This is a genomic window from Thalassobellus sediminis, assembly GCF_044386045.1.
GTDB classification, from domain to species: Bacteria; Bacteroidota; Bacteroidia; order Flavobacteriales; family Flavobacteriaceae; genus Thalassobellus; species Thalassobellus sediminis.
Genome location: NZ_JBISCD010000040.1, coordinates 579,336 through 598,488, shown reverse-complemented (window position 1 = coordinate 598,488; position 19,153 = coordinate 579,336). Strand labels below are relative to the sequence as shown.

The window sequence follows — 19,153 nt, the reverse complement described above, 5'->3', positions numbered from 1 at the left end:
AAAACTATTTACTAGTTTTTTATTTTGCTAAGTTAATTTCAACACGTCTGTTGTTAGCTCTACCTTTACGAGTCTTGTTAGAATCGATTGGTTTAGCTTCACCATATCCAAGTGCAGAAAGTCTGAAAGCATCAATACCATTTTTAACTAAGTATTCTTTAACAGCATTAGCTCTAGAATCAGATAATCTTTGGTTTAGTTTTTCACTACCTACGCTATCAGTATGACCCTCAACAGTAAATTTAGCTGTAGGGTATTCTTTTAGAATTGCAATAATATCAGCTAATACAGCCTCAGATTGAGATTTGATAGAAGCTTTACCTGTATCAAATAAGATAGTTTTAGCATATTCATTAAGAGTTGCTTGAACCTCTTCGCTTACTTCAGGACAACCATTGTTTGCAACAGTACCTTTAACGTCTGGACATTTATCGTCTTTATCTAAAACACCATCTCCGTCAGTATCAGGCCAAGGACAACCATTGTTTGCTGCAGGACCAGCAACATTTGGACATTTATCATCTCCATCAGTTACACCGTCACCATCAGCATCAGGGCAACCAGCTAAAGCTTTCAATCCAGCTACTGTAGGACAGCTATCATCTTTATCAGCAACACCGTCACCGTCTGAATCAGGACAACCATTAAGTTCAGCTAAACCAGCTTCATTAGGGCAAGAATCTTTGCTATCTTCAATACCATCACCGTCAGTATCAGGACAACCGTTGAAAGCTTCTAAACCAGCAACATCTGGACAAGCATCGTCTTTGTCATATATACCATCACCGTCAGTATCAGTCCCACCAAATTTGATAGAGATACCAGCAGTATGTTGGAAATGAGTTGTTAAATAATCTTCAAAAGCATGTTTGTATGAAGTTTGAATTGTTAAACCAACATTATCATTGAACCAAACATTTAAACCAAGAGTTCCGTTTAAAGTACCAGCTCCAACTTCATCAATCCAAGTGTATCCACCGCCAACTCCTAAGTAAGGGTCAAGAGTCGTTCCTTCTAAGAAATTATATTTGATAGTACCGTCTAAACCATAGTAAGATAAATCATCTACTTTGTTAGTTACATCTGGGCCTCCACTAATATCTCCCCATTTATCTATTTTATTTAATGAACCAGCAACTCCAAAAGAGAAACCATCACCAACGTATTTAGAAACAGAGATAGTTGACAAAGAAGGTAGGATATTCCAATGATCAGTTACATTGAAGTATTCATCAAAAATAGTTTCACTAAAAAGACCGCCATCTCCATTAGGATAAGCGTCTACAGCGTTTGCCCCAATGTTAATTTGCCATGGGTTGTTTTGGTCTTGCGCATTAACGTTGCTATAACCAAGTACAAGCAACATAGCGAACAATAATCTGCTAAGATTTTTCATATTCAAAAGTTTAATTTTTAAGTGTTAATCGTGAACAAAAGTAAGTTGTTAAATTTTATTAACAAAGATAAATATATAAAAAAAATGGAGAAAACTACTATTCATCGATAGTTCAGAACGATTTTAGATAACATTTTTCATTTTTAAACCTCAATGAACCCTTTAAAATTCGCTAATAGATGCTTTTTTAATCATGAACAATTGACTGTGAGTGTATTCTTCCTTTTTGTCTTAATTTTTTTAAAAAATTAAGGTTGATAACACAATTTTCTTCGTTTAAAAGCATTTTTTCAATATTTTAAGCGTTTTTGACTTTAAATGAGCTAAGGTTTTAATTACAGAATCGGTATATACAAATTATTAAGGAACGATTATACTTCTAATACTTTAATATCATTATTTATGTATAAAAGTATTTTCTTTTTTACAGTGATTTGCATATCTTCTAAAGCATCTTGGTATGATTGCAATTGTTGTTCGTGTTTTTTATCTTCCATCCCTGTTTTATAATCAATAATTATAGCTTGGTTATTTGAATTTATAACAACTCTATCTGGTCTTAAAACCATTCCTTCTTTGGTTATTATATCACGCTCATTATAAATAGTATAATTTGAGCTGTAATATTTTTCTAATAATGGATGATTTACAATTTGATAGACAGTTTTTTTTATGATAATTGCTTGTTCGGTATTTATAGTACCTGTATTAGTGAAATCTGTTATTACAGAATCAATATCTGACTCTGTATTTATATACGCTATAATATCATGAATAAGATTTCCTTTTTCTAAAGCTTTTTCTTGATTGGTGTCCCATAAGAAACCAGATTTTGTAACTACTTTTATGTTATGATCTTCTTTTGAAGTAGATATAAATTCTTGCTGAATATTTGTTTCTTTTGATTCTAATACGTTTTGAGTATCTCTTTTAGGGTTTCCAAAAGTATAAACCAATTGCGAATCATTCCAAACATTAATATGTTGTAAATAATTTATAAATAGCCCTGAATATTTTTTTGATTTGGCATCGCCTTTTAATGCACTATCATTTTTGGTGATGATGAACAATTGTTCGGCAGCACGTGTTAAACTTACGTATAGTAAATTTATGTTGTCTAATTCTTGTTCCGATTTGTGGTTGGTATATATATGTAATCCTGCTTCACCATAATGTTCAAAATCTTTATTATAGTTTAATAAGGTATGCGAAAAGCCATTGTATTTTTCTTTGTCTAACGGAAACCATTCTTTGGGTTCTAATTCTCTATAAATATTTAAATCGGCAAAAGGAAATATAACAACAGGAAATTCTAGCCCTTTAGACTTGTGAATAGTCATAATTTGAACCGCATTTTGTCCTTTAGGAGATATAATACTTAAGCTTTCTTTTTTCTTTTCAAAGTAGGATAAAAACCCAGAGATATCCGATCCTTTTTTTTGTGAAAAATCTAAAACAAAATCTAAATAAAATTGAATGTAAGCATTAGATGTTTTAACCAAATTAAATTCACGTACAATGGTTTCGGCTAAATCATAAAGTGGTAGCTGAAGCAAGGTGTTATTATTAATAAAAACATGAAAAGCTTCAAAACTTTTAAACAAATCAGAAATTGATAAATTAATATGATTGATAAAGAATTCGTGCTTGTCTTCAATATTAAATAAAGTTGTTAGATAATTTAAAGCTGAAATCTTTATTTCGTTATTTTTTGGTTGAATTAAAAGTGTTAGCAAATCATTTATAAAATTTACTTCGGTAGAATTTGAAATAAGTAAGGTTTCTGATGATATAATGGGTATTTCATGCTGACTTAAATAATTTGCCACAGCGACACCTTCTTTTTTCTTCCTTACTAAAACACAAATATCTTGTAGTGTATAATTGTTTTCTAAGCAATTAGTAATGGTTGTTAAAACGCTTTCTGAAAAGGCAAGATTTCTATCATCGTCTTTATCAATATCTAAAAAAGATAATTCTACATAACCACTTTCATCTTTTGAGCTGTTTTGAGGGGCGTGTTCATAAAGTGTTTCGTAATCTTTTTTACTAAAAACGTGAGATGAAAGAAATTTGAAAAACCCATTATTAAATTGAACGACTTCTTTAAAACTTCTATAATTTGTTGGTAGATTTTTAACGCTTTTTTCAATGTAAAACGGATTATCATTATTAAACAAGCCAATAAATTGTTCTGCTTTTCCACCACGCCAACGGTAAATAGCTTGTTTAGCATCGCCTACTAACATGGTGCTTCCGGTGTCGGTTGCTAATGAATTTCCTAAAAGCGGAATTAAATTATTCCATTGCATTTCTGAGGTATCTTGAAACTCATCAATAAAATAATGATTAAATTTTTCGCCTATACGTTCGTAAATAAAAGGTGTTGGCTGGTTTTTAATTTCGTTACTAATTATAGTATTAAATTCTGAAATAAGCATTTTGTTTTGATCTTCTTTCAGCATTTTTAATTCGTTATTAATAGCGTTTAACACAGATAACGGTGTTATGTTTTTATAAAAACTTTTTAAAAATTTAAGATGAAAAACAGCGTTTTTAGTATCGTTAAAAGCGGTGGCTATTTTGGGTTGAATTTGTTCTATTATTGAAGCTATTTCACTAGTAACACGTTTTGGGTAAAGTGTTTTTGTTTCAAGGTCTTCTTGCCATTTAGCTTCAAAATTCACATTGAAAATTTTATCGGCTAACTTTTTAAAATGTTTTGGTAAATAACTTCCAGAAAAATCGTTGAATTCTAATCCAGCTTCATCAATTAATGCTAAAACACTTTTAGCATTATCTACAATAGCTATTTCTAAAACCGAAATCTCTTTTTTTAACTGGTTTTTTAGCACCTTAAAATCGTCTAAGGTTTTGTCTTTTAATGTTTCAATAAAAGGAATATCGTTTTCATTAACCAGTAGTTTTGCAATTTTATTAAAATCAAAAGATACATCCCAACTTTTATCGTCATCTGCTTTTTCAATGGCAAAATCTATTAAAATTTTTGTTAGTGCATCGTTGGTTCCTGCTTTTGCGATTAAGCTATCTATAGCCTCATTTAAAAGCGCATCTTGGTCTAACTCAACTTCAAAATTTAAAGGCAGTTTTAAATCGTGGGTAAAGGTTCGTATTAATTTATGTGTAAAACCATCAATGGTCGATATATCAAAAGCAGCATAATTGTGTATAATAGTATTTAGCAGTTTTTTTGATTTTTCGTGAAGCGTTTTTGGTTCCATCTCCAATTCTTCACAAATAGTTTCAAACATGCTATTTTTAGATTCTAAAATAGAAACGTCAGAAAATTGTTTTAAAGTATCAATAATGCGGTCTTTCATTTCTGCAACCGCCTTATTGGTAAATGTAATGGCTAAAATATTTTTAAAAAGATAGAGATTACTCGTGCTAAATAAAATTTTTAAATAAGCTTTTACTAGCGTAAAGGTCTTTCCGCTACCAGCAGAAGCGTTATAAATAGTAAAAGATTGGTTTGGTTGCATAAAATAAATTTGCATACAAGATAAAAACTATCAATGGTTCAATAACAATTTATTATTTTTAATTGATGCGTTTTATATGTAAATTTGAAATAAATTAAATATTAATATTTTAAAACAAAAAATTATGGCTTTTGAATTACCAGAATTGGGATATGCTTACGATGCTTTAGAACCACATATGGATGCACGTACTATGGAGATACATCACTCAAAACATCACCAAGGGTATACAAACAATTTAAATAATGCTATTGCAGGAACAGATTTAGAAGGAAAGTCTATTGAAGATATTCTTACAAATTTAGATATGGATAATGGAGCTGTTAGAAATAATGGTGGTGGTTTTTATAACCACTCATTATTTTGGACGGTTATGAATCCAGAAGACAGAGGATATTTATCAGGAGAATTAAAAGATGCTATTGAAGCAGCTTATGGTTCTAAAGAAGAATTTATTGATGCTTTTTCTAAAGCAGCAGCTACACGTTTTGGGTCTGGTTGGGCTTGGTTATGTGTGCAAAAAGGCGGGAAAGTAGAAATTTGTTCTACACCAAACCAAGATAACCCATTAATGCCAGGTGTTTCTTGTGGAGGAACTCCTATTTTAGGATTAGATGTTTGGGAGCACGCTTATTATTTAAACTACCAAAACCGTCGTCCAGATTACATTAAAGCATTTTTTAGTGTTATTAACTGGAATGAAGTTGAAAAACGTTACGCTGAGGCAAAGTAATAATTGCTAAATCGTTAAATATATTAAAGCAAATTCTTAATTGAATTTGCTTTTTTTATGGCCTTACCAAAGGGCATGACTACTACTATTGTAGGAGAGAGCAAACAAGCTGTTGAAACCCTAATGCAAAACAGAAATTTTATAAAAAAGGTTTTATTTTTATGGAAAGTATATAAAATGAAAAAGGTGAACGAGTGTTCACCTTTTTGCCCCAAATCTACCATGAACTTAACCTACTTATGTTATGGTTCTTCAAAGATATAACAGTACTAAAGACAGATAAAATATTTTAGTTAAACTACTCATAAATTAGCTTAAAAGGAATAGCGAAAAATAATATTGAATCAGAAGTGATTTTTGTAAAGAAATATCAGCGCATAAAAAAAGGCGAACAGATGTTCACCTTTTTTTGCCCCAAATCTACCATGAACTTAACCTACTTATGTTATGGTGAGACCAATTTATATGTATTTTAGATAATCTGTATATTTTTTAGACGAACTGCTATTTTTTCAGGTAAAATGTATTTTACTCAGTTTTTATGTTATAAATTTATATTAATCTTAATTAATAAGCACGTTCATTATTACCTTCATAAAAATTAATAAAGGCGCGGTTTACAACCCTATTGCCTCCTACTGTTGGGTAATTACCAGTAAAATACCAATCTCCTAAATGATTAGGACAAGCTTTGTGTAAATTTTCTACAGGTTGGAAAATAATTTTCACTTCTGCTTTTATGCTCTCATCGCTTAACAATTCTGAAATTTTATCAGATATCTGTTCATCCGTAAATGGATCATAAATCTCTTTTACAAAATTCTGAACATTCTTATCTGCTAATTCGGTTTGTTTAATACATTTATTATAGACCTCTTTTACTATATGATATTGGTTATTGTCTTTTAATAATTCTAAAGCGGCTCTAAAAGCTACTAGGCTTTCAAGGTTTGCCATGTCAATACCATAACAATCTGGATATCTAATTTGTGGTGCCGACGATACAACAATAATTTTTTTAGGATTTAAACGATCTAGCATTTTTAAGATACTCATCTTTAAAGTAGTTCCTCTTACAATACTGTCGTCAATAATTACTAAGTTGTCGGTTGGTTTAATAACACCATAAGTAACATCGTAAACGTGTGCTACCAAATCGTCTCTACTACTGTCTTCAGTAATAAAGGTTCTAAGCTTTACATCTTTTATAGCTATTTTTTCAACGCGCGCATGCTCAGATAAAATTTCGGTAACCTTTGCTGCCGATAAAGAACGTTGCCCATTTAAAATTGCATTTGTTTTTGTTTTATTAATAAAAGCTTCAGCAGTTTCTACCATTCCAAAAAATGATGTTTCAGCAGTGTTTGGAATAAAAGAGAATACCGTATTTTTTGTATCATTATTAATGGCCTCTAAAACTTTAGGCATTAATAATTTTCCAAGCATTTTTCGTTCTTGGTATATTTCGGCATCACTACCACGTGAAAAGTAAATACGTTCAAAAGAACAAGATTTCTTTTCTAAAGGTTCTAATATTTGTTTTAGTCTTACTTCACCCGATTTTTTAGTAATAATAGCTTGTCCTGGTTCTAATTCTTTTACGTCTTCAAATTTTACATTAAAAACCGTTTGAATTACCGGACGTTCTGATGCAACTACTACAACTTCGTCATCTTTATAATAATAGGCTGGTCTAATTCCAGCAGGGTCTCTTAAAACAAAGGCATCACCATGCCCTATAAGTCCTGCCATTGCGTAACCTCCATCCCAGTTTTTGGCAGCACGTCTTAAAATTTTTGCTACTTTAAGGCGTTCTGCAATAAGCGGAGAGGCTTGTTGTTTGTTGTAGCCTTCCTTTTTTAGGTCTTTATAAATTTTGCTTACAGCATCGTCTAAAAAGTGACCAATTTTTTCCATAACAGTGATGGTATCGGTATACTCTTTTGGGTGCTGTCCTAATTCTATAAGATTACTAAAAAGCTCTTTAACATTGGTCATGTTAAAGTTTCCTGCCATAATTAAGTTTCTATGCATCCAGTTATTTTGTCTTAAAAATGGATGTACACTTTCTACGCTATTTTTACCAAAAGTACCATAACGAACATGACCTAATAAAACTTCTCCAATATATGGGATATGTTTTTTTTGTGCAGCAACATCGTCCATGAATTCTGGATGTGCTTTTAATTCGTTATTAACACGTTCGTTAATTTGAGCAAAAATATCTTGAATAGGTTGCTGAGCAATAGAGCGTACTCTACTAATATAGCGTTCGCCAGGTTTTGTGTTTAATTTAATGCTTGCAAATCCAGCACCATCTTGACCACGATTGTGCTGCTTCTCCATCATGAGATACATTTTGTTTACACCATAAAAGGCACTTCCGTACTTTTCTTTATAAAATTCTAAAGGTTTTAAAAGTCTTATTACAGCTATTCCACATTCGTGTTTTAAGGCATCACTCATAATTATAAATGTTTTCGCTTACGCGGAAATAATAAATTTTTATTTTTAATTAAAAACGCACTCTTTTAGAGCGCGTTGTATTATGATAATTCTATTTCAAATTGCGTTAATTGTTTAAACTGCAATAATCGCTTATGGACTTCTTCATTTGATAAATTCTGCATGCGCTCGGTTCCAAATTTTTCAACACAAAAAGATGCTAATGTAGATCCGTAAATAACAGCGTTTTTCATGTTTTCAAAAGAAGTATCTCCTGTTTTTGCAATATATCCAGCAAAGCCTCCAGCAAAGGTGTCACCTGCTCCGGTAGGATCAAAAACTTCTTCTAAAGGTAACGCAGGAGCATAAAAAACATTATGATCATGAAACAATAAAGCACCATGTTCTCCTTTTTTTATCACAACATATTTAGGGCCCATTTCATGAATCTTTCTTGCCGCAACTACTAATGAGTATTCACCGGTTAGTTGTCTAGCTTCTTCATCGTTAATGGTAATAATGTCTACGCGTTTTATAACGTTTAGTAAATCGTCTAAAGCACAGTCCATCCAAAAATTCATGGTATCTAAAATAACCATTTTTGGTTTGGTTGTCATTTGGTCTAATACACTAGATTGTACTAGTGGGTGTAAATTACCAAGCATAACAACTTCTGCGTCTTTATAATCTTGCGGAACCACAGGGTTAAAATCGGCAAGCGTGTTTAGTTCTGTTGCTAAGGTATCGCGCGAGTTCATATCGTTATGATAACGACCACTCCAAAAGAATGTTTTACCTTCTTTAACGATTTCAATTCCTGAAACATCAATATTTTTATTTGATAATAAATCTAAATATTCTTGCGGAAAATCGCCTCCTACAACAGAAACTGCAGCGGCATCAACATTAAAATGTGAGGCAGATAAACCTATATAAGTTGCTGCTCCACCAAGTATTTTATCGGTTTTTCCGAAAGGTGTTTCAATAGCATCAAAAGCTACGGTACCTACTATTACTAATTTACTCATGAAAAGAGTTCTAATTTTTTTGCAAAGATAAGTTATTTAGCTAGTAAAAACCGAATTTATTTTCTCCCAAAATCGGCAGGAATTTCTCCCCAAGCTTTGGTTTCCCATTTTACAATTACTGTTTTGTAGGAATTGTTTTTTAACCAATCAATGGCTCTGTCTACTAAATCAAAAACAGGTTTGTTTTTTGCGTTACGTTCAAGTTTTGTATTGCAAGTTTTCTTTTTTACCCAACTCATAGCAGTTCTAGAATCGGTATATAAAATACGGTCGCTATTGTTATTTTTCAGAATTGCTAAACCATGCACTAAGGCTAGAAATTCTCCAATATTATTGGTGCCTTGTTCAAAAGGGCCTTGAATAAATAGTTGTTTTTTTGTTTTGGTGTCTACACCACGATATTCCATAATGCCTGGGTTTCCGCTAGAGGCAGCGTCTACCGAGATAGAATTATAATTAGGTTGACCAATTTTTTTTAATTGTTCATGAGATAATTCACTTTTAAAACCTTTATTTTTTCCAATGTAATCGAAATAATTACCTTCTAAGGCTTCTTTAGCAGCTTCTAGAGTTGAGAAAGATTTATATTGAGCACCGGGATAATCTGTTATTTGTTTTTTGCAAACATTCCATTTTTCAAAAACACCAGTTTTATGCCCTTTCCAAACCGTGTAATATTTTTTCTTTTTTGAAGCCATTTTTATCATTCCCTTGAAGAAGGGAATCTTTATGAAATTAAAATTTACAGTTTGTTCAATAATTTCTCAACAACCATAGGAAAGTGTACCATTTCTAATTCATGAATCTTAGCAGCAACATCTTCAGCGGTATCTGTTGAAGTTACTTTACATTTTGCTTGAAAAATTATAGCACCTTCATCATAATGTTCATTAACATAATGTATGGTAATACCTGTTTCGGGTTCTTTATTATCAACAATAGCTTTATGTACATGCATCCCATACATACCTTTACCACCGTAATTTGGTAATAAAGCTGGGTGTACGTTTATTACTTTGTTAGGGAATGCCTTTAAAATGTTTTCTGGAAATTTCCATAAAAAACCTGCTAAAACAATAAGGTCTGGTTGAGATGCTTTTAAAATATTTAGAACATCCTCTGTTTTTGTAAAGGCTACTTTGTTAAAAGAAAGCGCGCTAACACTTAGTCTTTTACATCTGTCTAAAACTTTGGCATGAGGATTGTTAGTTAATATCTGAATAACAGAAGCATTTTCTCTGTTGTGAAAAAACTTAATTAGATTTTCAGCATTAGTACCACTTCCGGACGCAAAAATTACAATACGTTTCATTTTACAGACAATATGTTATTATTATTCGAACAAAAAAAAGAATAATTATTAACAATTAGAAGGTAAAATAAAAATACTTCAAAGTAATTTTAGTAAATTACCACCACATTTTTAAATTAAAGGTGTGTTTTAAAAATAAAGTTTTTTATTTTTGCCAACTAATTAAAACATTTAAATTAAAAGATTATGTCAGACATTGCATCAAGAGTAAAAGCGATTATCGTTGATAAATTAGGAGTTGATGAAAACGAAGTTGTAACAGAAGCAAGCTTCACAAACGATTTAGGAGCCGACTCTTTAGATACTGTAGAGTTGATTATGGAATTCGAAAAAGAATTTGATATCCAAATACCAGACGATCAAGCTGAAAACATTGCAACAGTTGGTCAAGCTATATCATACATAGAAGCAGCAAAATAAGCAAAATATTTTATGGAATTAAAGCGAGTTGTAGTCACAGGATTAGGGGCTTTAACACCAATTGGCAATACCAAAGATGAATTTTGGGATGGTTTAATTAGTGGTAAAAGTGGTGCTGCGCCTATAACGTATTATGATACCGAGAAGTTTAAAACAAAATTCGCTTGCGAATTAAAAAACTTCACCGCAACAGACTTTTTTGATAGAAAAGAGGCTCGTAAAATGGATAAGTTTGCACAATACGCTATGGTAGCTGCAGATGAAGCTATTGAAGACTCTAAATTAAATCTTGACGAAGTTAATAAGTTACGAGTTGGTGTTATATGGGGGGCAGGCATTGGTGGATTAGAAACCTTTCAGCAAGAAGTATTAAACTTTGCAGCAGGGAATGGTTCTCCAAGATTTAACCCATTCTTTATTCCTAAAATGATTGCTGACATTGCGCCAGCAAACATCTCTATAAAACATGGTTTTATGGGGCCAAATTACACAACAGTTTCTGCTTGTGCATCTTCTGCTAACGCTATATTTGATGCTTTAAACTCAATTCGTTTAGGGTATTGTGATGTTATTGTTACAGGAGGAAGTGAAGCAGCAGTTACTATTGCCGGTATGGGTGGTTTTAATGCGATGCACGCCTTATCTACTAGAAATGAAAGTCCAGAAACAGCTTCTAGACCTTTTGATGGATCCAGAGATGGTTTTGTTTTGGGTGAAGGAGCAGGAGCTTTAGTTTTAGAAGAATATGAGCATGCAAAAGCAAGAGGAGCAAAAATATATGCAGAAGTTGCAGGAGGTGGATTATCTTCTGATGCTTATCATATGACAGCGCCTCATCCAGAAGGTATTGGAGTTGTTGAGGTAATGAAAAATTGTTTAGAAAATGCTGGACTTAAACCAGAAGATGTAGACCATATAAATACACATGGTACATCTACACCTTTAGGTGATGTTGCCGAACTTAAGGCAATTTCAAAGGTATTTGGTAGTCATGCAAAACAAATAAATATTAATTCTACAAAATCAATGACAGGACACCTTTTAGGTGCGGCAGGAGCTATTGAAGCTATTTCGGTTATATTGGCCATGGAACACAGTATTGTTCCTCCAACAATTAACCACACCACTGTTGATGAAAATATTGATTCAGAATTAAATTTAACTTTAAACAAGGCTCAAAAACGTGAAGTTAATGTAGCAATGAGTAATACATTTGGATTTGGCGGTCATAACGCTTGTGTATTATTCAAAAAAATAGATTAAATCCCGAATGAAATAAACCATAAGATAAATTAATTTTTACAGTAAAATGAAACATGGTTTATTACATCTGACATTAATTTAAGATATTTATTATCAGATGAAAAACATTCGTAACATATTAAATTCCCGTTTTAAACGCAACGGGAATTTTTTTATGCAAATAAATAAAATTCTTGGGTTCAAGCCTAAGCAAATAAAAATCTACGAAAAGGCATTTACACACCGTTCTATGAATAAAAAGGACAGTAAAGGTAATGCTATTAATTATGAGCGCTTAGAGTTTTTAGGCGATGCCATGTTAAGTTCGGTTATTGCTTCTCATTTATATCTTGAAGTTCCTAGTGGCGACGAAGGTTACTTAACTAAAATGCGTTCTAAAATAGTAAGTAGAGAGCATTTAAACGAGTTAGGTAGAGATCTTAAACTAATTGATTTAGTTGAAAGTAAAATTCCTGCTGGTCAATTTGGAGATAATATACATGGTAATTTATTCGAAGCTTTAGTTGGAGCTATTTTTTTAGATAAAGGTTATAAGTATTGTGAAAAATTTATTTTTAAGCAAGTTATTATTCCTCATGTCGATATTGAAACTCTTGAAGGCAAGGTAATAAGTTATAAGAGTTTGTTAATTGAGTGGTGTCAAAAGGAAAAGAAAACATTTAATTATAATGTTTATGAAGACACTGGGAACGATGACATTAGGCATTTTTCTGTGAAGCTTTCAATAGATGATAAAATTATTGCTAAAGCAAGAGCTACTTCTAAGAAAAAAGCAGAAGAAAAAGCTTCTAAACGTGCTTTTTTTGCATTCCAGAGTAGGATGTCTAAAATGATTTAAAGAAATTTCTTTAAAAACAATTTACTATAACGTTTTAGTTATCTTTATCATTAAGATTGAGTAAAATATATCATTCTTCAAACTTTTATATATTATATTTGTTCGTTTAATTAAAAATTTATGGCTATTCATAAGCTTGTTCTTGGGGATGTTTTTGATGAAGTTACATATACTTTAATCGCTATACATTGTTCTCTTGAAGATTACCGTTTAGCGTATCTTCTTAATAAACATTTAGGGATAACTTTAATAAGAAAACCATCAGATTTAGATTATGATAAAGGAACATCAACATATTCAATTTTTGAATGGGAAGACAATAAGCAATTAACAACTTGGAATTTGGTTTCTAATGTTTGTAAAATAGAAAGTTTCCAGCAAATAAATTATGAATCATTATTTGATGACCAAGAAAAAATAACAAAAACGACTCATTTAATACCAGAATATAAACGTGTTAATTATTTTTTAAAAATAAACAACGAGTTCAATTTAAGTAAAGAAAAATATATTTTAGATAATATATTAAAAATACCTCAAATTGCAACAGCTTATAGTATTGATAGTAGTCAATTAAAATCTAAAGACAATTTAATTTTTAGCTAATGCAGATACAAAAGAAAACAAAAATAGTAGCAACCTTAGGTCCAGCTACAAGCACAAAAGAAGTTTTAAAAGGAATGCTTGAAGAAGGTGCTAACGTGTTTAGAATTAATTTTTCTCATGCTGATTATGCAGATGTTGCAGAGCGTATAAAAATGATTAGAGAATTAAACGATGAGTTTGGTTTTAATGCAGCTATTTTAGCAGATTTACAAGGGCCAAAACTTCGTGTAGGAGTTATGAAAGAAGATGTTTTTGTAAACCCTGGAGATGAAATAGTTTTTGCAACAGGAGAGCGATTTGTAGGCACAAAAGAACGTGTTTACATGACTTATGAAAGGTTTCCACAAGACGCAAAACCAGGAGAACGAATTCTTTTAGATGACGGAAAATTAATGTTTGAAGTTGTTTCTACAAATAAGAAAGACGAAGTAGTTGCACGTGTTGTACAAGGTGGACCTTTAAAATCTAAGAAAGGAGTTAATTTACCAAACACAAATATATCGCAACCAGCTCTTACAGAAAAAGATATTGAAGATGCTATTTTTGCTATAAGTCAAGAAGTAGATTGGATTGCACTATCATTTGTGCGTCATGCAGAGGATTTAATGCAATTACGCGATTTAATTAATAAACATAGTGAACATAAAATTCCTATTATAGCTAAGATTGAAAAACCAGAAGCTGTAGAGAATATTGATAAAATTGTGACACATTGTGACGGTTTAATGGTAGCACGTGGTGATTTAGGTGTTGAAGTTCCAGCTGAAGAAGTACCACTAATTCAAAAGCAATTAGTATTACGAGCTAAAAAGGCTAGAATCCCAGTAATCATAGCTACCCAAATGATGGAGACTATGATTGATAGTTTAACACCAACAAGAGCAGAAGTAAATGACGTTGCAAACTCGGTTATGGATGGTGCTGATGCTGTGATGCTTTCAGGAGAAACATCTGTTGGTAAATATCCTGTTCAAGTAATTAGACAAATGTCAAATATCTTGAAAAGTGTTGAAGATTCTAAACTTATACAGGTCCCACAACTACCACCACATATTCGTACGAATCGTTATATAACAAAATCTATTTGTTATCATGCTGCTAATATGGCAAATGAAATTAATGCAAAAGCTATTTCAACATTAACAAATAGTGGATATACAGCATTTCAAATTTCAGCTTGGAGACCATCATGTCATATTTTAGTATTTACTTCAAATAAGCGCATTTTAACACGCTTAAGTTTACTTTGGGGCGTTCGTGCATTTTATTATGATAAGTTTGTAAGTACAGATGAAACTATTGAAGATGTAAATGCTATAGCTTGTAAAAAAGGCTATTTAGATGTAGGCGATATGTTAATTAGTTTGGCAGCAATGCCTATTCAAGAAAAAGGAATGGTAAATACATTAAGAGTTACAGAAATTACAAATTGTAGTTTTTAGTAAAAGGGACTTATATTCAATAAAAAAACTCCAATAGATGATTTCATCTATTGGAGTTTTTTTATTGAATGATATATTTTTAGTTTTTCGCTTTTAGAAAGCTCCTATGAAGTGACTTCCTGCTTTGTTAATTAATTGAGCACCTTTAGTAACCTCTCCTGTTTCTGTGTCGATAACGTAAATATTTCCATTTTGTCCAACCGGAGCTTGAGTTACATATATTTCAGTTTCATTAACGGCGAAGCCTTGATATTGAAATAAGTAGAAATCTGGATCATAAGGAATGGCATCAATTTTAGTAGCCGTTTTTGCATTTAAATCTACTAAAGCAAAGAAGCCTTGTGCTCCTGCTAGGCCTTCTTCAGAGCCTGCATGACGGTAGGCTAATACTGCTTTTCCGTTTGCAGCAGGTCTCCAAGCAAGAATATAAGCCTCTTCAACACCTAAAGCATCATCTAAATTAAAATCGTATGTATTATCATATTCATTATTTGCTCCAATTTTTAAAATGTGAGACCCTTCTAGATCGCCTTGATTGGCTTGATAAACACTTCCGTTGTATTCGAAAGAATTAATACTACGGTAACCATTAGTGTTTCCGTGACCTATAGTGGAAGAAATTACAGTTGGGTTTAATAAAGACGGATAATCTAAAACTATAGTTTTAGAACCTAAAATAGCTCCGTTTCTATCTGTTTCTGCTGTTGCAGGGTCAACCTTACTCAAGCGGGCTCCAATATATAATTTATTCCCAGCAGCGTTTAATGTAGGCATGTCTATTCTAGAGATATAATAACCGTTAGCTTCTTCCTCTGGTGTTAAAGGAATACTTGACTCTTGAAAATTTTTGATTAAAGAATTTTCTAAATCTAACGTTACAATACCCATAGTAGCTTCAGTACGTGTATAACTGTCGTCTGTATCATCATCTGGCGTACCATTATCGTCGAATTGATGTTCGGTTGAAACATAAACAGCAGCTCCTGTTTTATCTCCATCGAATAATTTTATCCATCTTGGAGCAGAACCTACGTAAGGCGCAATACTAACTTCAGACCCTGTAGGAGTAAAATTTTGACCACCATTTACAGTATATTTAGTATAGTTTCCTCCAGTATCTCCAGCATAGCTAATATTAAAAATAGTATTACCATCTTCAGAGGCCTGTAAACGAGCTGTTCTATTTGATGGCACTATAAAACCATTATCAAAAGGTTGAATTGACATTGTTGGGTCTTTAGCATCTTCGCTACTAATACTATAAATTAAAGTACCACCATTACCATCACCTGGGTTCTCTCCCATCTGAGCTGCGGCAATAGTTATCCATCTATCATCTTCAACAAGCGGTTCTGGGTCTGGTGTATTATCATCGCTACTACAAGAAGAAATTAGTCCTGTTAATAGTAATATGCTCGCAAATGCTTTGATATTTAGAAATGTTCGTTTCATATTGTTTTAATTTTAATAGTTATTTAATTTTATAATTTAATTTTAGATAGAATGCTTGTCCTGGTTTTTGTACTCTTAAATTGTCGTATAAGGGTTCATCGAATATATTTTTAATATCGAAGCTCATAATTAATTTATTGTTAGGAAAGTTATAGGTAAGTCCAAAATCTTGAGCGATTTGTTGTGGAACTTCAAAAAATTCGTTCCCTGATGTATTGTTCCCTTGAGGAGGTAAGTATGAAAATGTATCTGTAAAATAAAGCGTGTAAAATAAATTTAAGCGAGATTTTTTTTGAATGGCGTTTTTTATAGAATAGCGTAAACCTCCATTCATAGTAAAGAAAGGGGTATTAGGCACGTCTATTTCTATACCACGATTTATAACTTTTAAATTTAAACGCGTAATATTAAAATTGAATGCTAAGTTGTTATTATAACTATATTCTAATTGAGCTTCTATTCCTCTAGAAGTTCCATTTCCTTGATTTTCATAAAGAATAAGATCTTCGTCTGGAGTTCTTTCAATAGGCAAACCTATTCTGTCTTTTATATTTCTAGTAAAAAGATTTGTTGCTATAGTAATTTTATGCTTTTTAAAGTGAAATGCTCCAAATCGAAACCCTAAATTATAATTATTACTTTGTTCTGGTGTTATGCTTGGATTAGCTACAACATTGTCACCATCATTACCAAAAACTTCAGTTTCGTTTGGCAAACGAATGGCTTTTTCAGCCGAAGCTAATAGTGTAATTTCTGGAATAATAGCATACGAAGTTGCAAACCCGTAGCCATTATATTTTTTATTACTACTTACAATCTCATCTACTATTATATTATTTCCTTCGTTATCACTTTGGATTTCAGGATCTATACTAACTGTTTTTTGTTGGTAGTGTTTACCAAACAAACTTGCTTTTAGTTTATTTTCTAAAGCATTTAATTCATAGGTTAAAGAATAGATGTTTTTATCTAAGTTTCTAGACCCTGTAAATGTGTTTTCTGTTGCAGAAGCAAATTCATCACTATCTTCTCTATCAATACTACTAAATACATGATTGAATAAAACTTTATGAGACCTGTTTAAAGCATAAGATATTCCAGATCTTACAGATGCTACATTTCTATTTATATAATTATAAATAGGGCCATATTCTGTTTTTTCTTGTTGAGAGCCCCATGGGTATTGATATTCGTTACCTTGAAAATCTATTGCTCTTTCTCCATTCCAACCATAAGCCCAAGGCAAAGTATCACTAACTTCACGATTTCTTTTTCCATATAGGCCATGTATGTTTACATCTAAACCTTTGGTAAATAAATCTTTCTTTTGGTAAGTTAAATTTGCAAGTATCGCATCTGATTTCATGAATCGATCCTTATAAGGCATAATCGTAATAAAAGCTCCATGTTGAATCTCTTTATAATCATTAGAACCGGTAACACCAATTAAAAATTGGTCAGCCCATTTTACATCAGTAAATCCAATTTGCACCATTCCTCCAGTAGATTTGTAGGCATCATTAAACCTTCTTGCAGTTATTGGGGTTTGTACGCCTCCTAAACCTGTAACTTTAACTTGGCCTCCCCAAATTTTATAGTCATTGTTAGAATAATTATGAAAGGCAGAACCTTTAACAGTAAAACCAGTTTTTTCAAAACGATATAAGCCGTTAAAGTTGGTTTGTAATGTGTTAAACGACCCATAAGACACAGAAGCATTCAAATTTGTTTTTGTAGAATTATGAAGTACAATATTTATGGCACCACCTAATGCATCATCAGCTAAATGACCTGGTACAACCCCTTTATAGACTTCAATTCTTTTTATAATAGATGGAGGAATACTATTTAAACTAAAAGAAGACCCGTAGATAGATATTGGTATTCCATCAATAAAAATGCGAACAGCACTACCTGAAAGCCCATTTAGACTATATTGTACCTGTGAACCCAAACCACCGTTTTGTCTTAATTTAACGCCAACTGTCGCATTTAGCAATTCGTTTGTTTGAATATTTCTAACACTTGCTTCTTTCGTTTCAATTACATTTGCTGCAAAGCCTTTGTCTTCAATTTTGCGTTTTTCCGTTTTGCTTTTTACTAAAACTTCTTGTAAATCCTGATATTCGGTTAATTCTAAAACACTATTAATCGATTTGTTTTTAGTGTTTAATAGAATTTTTTTTGTTACACTTTTAGCATTAAGCGAATGAATTTTAAGGGTGTATTTACCGTATGGTATATTGTTAAAAATAAATTCTCCGTTTATACCTGCTGATGTTTCTTTTTTGAAATTAGAATTTTCTAAAACTATTGATGTCCCTATTGCTGACTTATTATTATCAAACATTATATAGCCTGTAATATTTCCACTTTGCGCTATAGCTGAAATATTAATAAAAAAAAGTGCGATTAAATAAAAAGGTTTTATCAAAATTTATAAGGTTATTTTTTTTGTCAAAATTAACCTTATTTATATTCAGTCCAAATAAAAATAAACGATTTAATGATAATTTATTTTATGTCAATATATTGTTGTTTTTTGTAAAAATATGATTGGTATAATTAATGATTTATTAAAAACCAGAAGTTATTTTGAATAATTCTAAATAACCTCATTGTTATATTATAACAGTATGGAAGCATAATTTTAATGAAAAGCAACTAATTTAAGCTTGAAATAGTTAACTTGGTTTCATTATTAAAAAAAATGGT

General features: G+C 31.6%; 15 protein-coding genes. 7 read left to right on the top strand and 8 right to left on the bottom strand.

What is annotated here, in order from left to right; all coding sequences use genetic code 11:
- Positions 1–19 precede the first annotated feature (19 nt).
- Complete coding sequence (locus ACH5TW_RS09245; RefSeq protein ID WP_439336213.1) at positions 20–1,396, bottom strand: OmpA family protein; 1,377 nt, start codon at positions 1,394–1,396, stop codon at positions 20–22.
- Between the two features lie 371 nt (positions 1,397–1,767).
- Positions 1,768–4,899: a UvrD-helicase domain-containing protein gene (locus ACH5TW_RS09240; RefSeq protein ID WP_439336212.1), complete on the bottom strand. Its 3,132-nt coding sequence runs from the start codon at positions 4,897–4,899 to the stop codon at positions 1,768–1,770.
- 124 nt (positions 4,900–5,023) lie between these two features.
- Here ACH5TW_RS09240 and ACH5TW_RS09235 point away from each other — a divergent pair, with 124 nt between their 5' ends.
- Both ACH5TW_RS09235 and ACH5TW_RS09230 read left to right on the top strand, forming a co-directional pair.
- Positions 5,024–5,632 (top strand): superoxide dismutase, encoded by a 609-nt coding sequence (locus tag ACH5TW_RS09235; protein WP_439336211.1) that lies wholly within the window; start codon positions 5,024–5,026, stop codon positions 5,630–5,632.
- A gap of 57 nt (positions 5,633–5,689) precedes the next feature.
- A complete protein-coding gene (locus ACH5TW_RS09230) occupies positions 5,690–5,896 on the top strand; it encodes a hypothetical protein (protein WP_439336210.1) in 207 nt (68 codons plus the stop codon).
- Positions 5,897–6,199: 303 nt separating this feature from the next.
- On the opposite strand, the gene ACH5TW_RS09225 is transcribed toward ACH5TW_RS09230, so the two are convergent.
- The 4 genes from ACH5TW_RS09225 to purN form a co-directional block, all read right to left on the bottom strand.
- Complete coding sequence (locus ACH5TW_RS09225; protein ID WP_439336209.1) at positions 6,200–8,098, bottom strand: amidophosphoribosyltransferase; 1,899 nt, start codon at positions 8,096–8,098, stop codon at positions 6,200–6,202.
- Between the two features lie 80 nt (positions 8,099–8,178).
- Positions 8,179–9,105: a PfkB family carbohydrate kinase gene (locus tag ACH5TW_RS09220; protein WP_439336208.1), complete on the bottom strand. Its 927-nt coding sequence runs from the start codon at positions 9,103–9,105 to the stop codon at positions 8,179–8,181.
- 56 nt (positions 9,106–9,161) lie between these two features.
- Positions 9,162–9,803, bottom strand: a complete 642-nt coding sequence (locus tag ACH5TW_RS09215; protein WP_439336207.1) for a ribonuclease H1 domain-containing protein — start codon at positions 9,801–9,803, stop codon at positions 9,162–9,164.
- A 44-nt stretch (positions 9,804–9,847) separates the two neighbouring features.
- Entirely contained in the window at positions 9,848–10,417 is a 570-nt protein-coding gene (purN, locus tag ACH5TW_RS09210; protein WP_439336206.1) for a phosphoribosylglycinamide formyltransferase, read from the bottom strand.
- A gap of 186 nt (positions 10,418–10,603) precedes the next feature.
- Between purN and ACH5TW_RS09205 the strand changes: the two genes are divergently transcribed.
- From ACH5TW_RS09205 to pyk, 5 genes are all read left to right on the top strand, one after another.
- Positions 10,604–10,837, top strand: coding sequence for an acyl carrier protein (locus ACH5TW_RS09205; protein ID WP_007647141.1), 234 nt, complete (start codon positions 10,604–10,606; stop codon positions 10,835–10,837).
- 12 nt (positions 10,838–10,849) lie between these two features.
- Complete coding sequence (gene fabF, locus ACH5TW_RS09200) at positions 10,850–12,100, top strand: beta-ketoacyl-ACP synthase II (protein ID WP_439336205.1); 1,251 nt, start codon at positions 10,850–10,852, stop codon at positions 12,098–12,100.
- A 97-nt stretch (positions 12,101–12,197) separates the two neighbouring features.
- Positions 12,198–12,938, top strand: a complete 741-nt coding sequence (gene rnc, locus ACH5TW_RS09195) for a ribonuclease III (protein ID WP_439336204.1) — start codon at positions 12,198–12,200, stop codon at positions 12,936–12,938.
- 120 nt (positions 12,939–13,058) lie between these two features.
- Positions 13,059–13,544, top strand: a complete 486-nt coding sequence (locus ACH5TW_RS09190) for an IPExxxVDY family protein (RefSeq protein WP_439336203.1) — start codon at positions 13,059–13,061, stop codon at positions 13,542–13,544.
- Entirely contained in the window at positions 13,544–14,986 is a 1,443-nt protein-coding gene (gene pyk / locus ACH5TW_RS09185; protein WP_439336202.1) for a pyruvate kinase, read from the top strand. Before ACH5TW_RS09190 ends, pyk begins: the two co-directional genes overlap by 1 nt.
- Positions 14,987–15,079: 93 nt before the next feature.
- On the opposite strand, the gene ACH5TW_RS09180 is transcribed toward pyk, so the two are convergent.
- Positions 15,080–16,438, bottom strand: a complete 1,359-nt coding sequence (locus ACH5TW_RS09180) for a DUF4374 domain-containing protein (protein WP_439336201.1) — start codon at positions 16,436–16,438, stop codon at positions 15,080–15,082.
- Between the two features lie 19 nt (positions 16,439–16,457).
- A complete protein-coding gene (locus tag ACH5TW_RS09175) occupies positions 16,458–18,788 on the bottom strand; it encodes a TonB-dependent receptor (protein WP_439337508.1) in 2,331 nt (776 codons plus the stop codon).
- Between the last annotated feature and the right edge of the window lie 365 nt (positions 18,789–19,153).

Excerpts from the sequence above, each read along its gene's own strand:
- ACH5TW_RS09245 (WP_439336213.1), bottom strand. The coding sequence starts at position 1,396 with ATGAAAAATCTTAGCAGATTATTGTTCGCTATGTTGCTTGTACTTGGT.
- ACH5TW_RS09240 (WP_439336212.1), bottom strand. The coding sequence starts at position 4,899 with ATGCAACCAAACCAATCTTTTACTATTTATAACGCTTCTGCTGGTAGC.
- ACH5TW_RS09235 (WP_439336211.1), top strand. The coding sequence starts at position 5,024 with ATGGCTTTTGAATTACCAGAATTGGGATATGCTTACGATGCTTTAGAA.
- ACH5TW_RS09230 (WP_439336210.1), top strand. The coding sequence starts at position 5,690 with ATGGCCTTACCAAAGGGCATGACTACTACTATTGTAGGAGAGAGCAAA.
- ACH5TW_RS09225 (WP_439336209.1), bottom strand. The coding sequence starts at position 8,098 with ATGAGTGATGCCTTAAAACACGAATGTGGAATAGCTGTAATAAGACTT.
- ACH5TW_RS09220 (WP_439336208.1), bottom strand. The coding sequence starts at position 9,105 with ATGAGTAAATTAGTAATAGTAGGTACCGTAGCTTTTGATGCTATTGAA.
- ACH5TW_RS09215 (WP_439336207.1), bottom strand. The coding sequence starts at position 9,803 with ATGGCTTCAAAAAAGAAAAAATATTACACGGTTTGGAAAGGGCATAAA.
- purN (WP_439336206.1), bottom strand. The coding sequence starts at position 10,417 with ATGAAACGTATTGTAATTTTTGCGTCCGGAAGTGGTACTAATGCTGAA.
- ACH5TW_RS09205 (WP_007647141.1), top strand. The coding sequence starts at position 10,604 with ATGTCAGACATTGCATCAAGAGTAAAAGCGATTATCGTTGATAAATTA.
- fabF (WP_439336205.1), top strand. The coding sequence starts at position 10,850 with ATGGAATTAAAGCGAGTTGTAGTCACAGGATTAGGGGCTTTAACACCA.
- rnc (WP_439336204.1), top strand. The coding sequence starts at position 12,198 with ATGAAAAACATTCGTAACATATTAAATTCCCGTTTTAAACGCAACGGG.
- ACH5TW_RS09190 (WP_439336203.1), top strand. The coding sequence starts at position 13,059 with ATGGCTATTCATAAGCTTGTTCTTGGGGATGTTTTTGATGAAGTTACA.
- pyk (WP_439336202.1), top strand. The coding sequence starts at position 13,544 with ATGCAGATACAAAAGAAAACAAAAATAGTAGCAACCTTAGGTCCAGCT.
- ACH5TW_RS09180 (WP_439336201.1), bottom strand. The coding sequence starts at position 16,438 with ATGAAACGAACATTTCTAAATATCAAAGCATTTGCGAGCATATTACTA.
- ACH5TW_RS09175 (WP_439337508.1), bottom strand. The coding sequence starts at position 18,788 with ATGTTTGATAATAATAAGTCAGCAATAGGGACATCAATAGTTTTAGAA.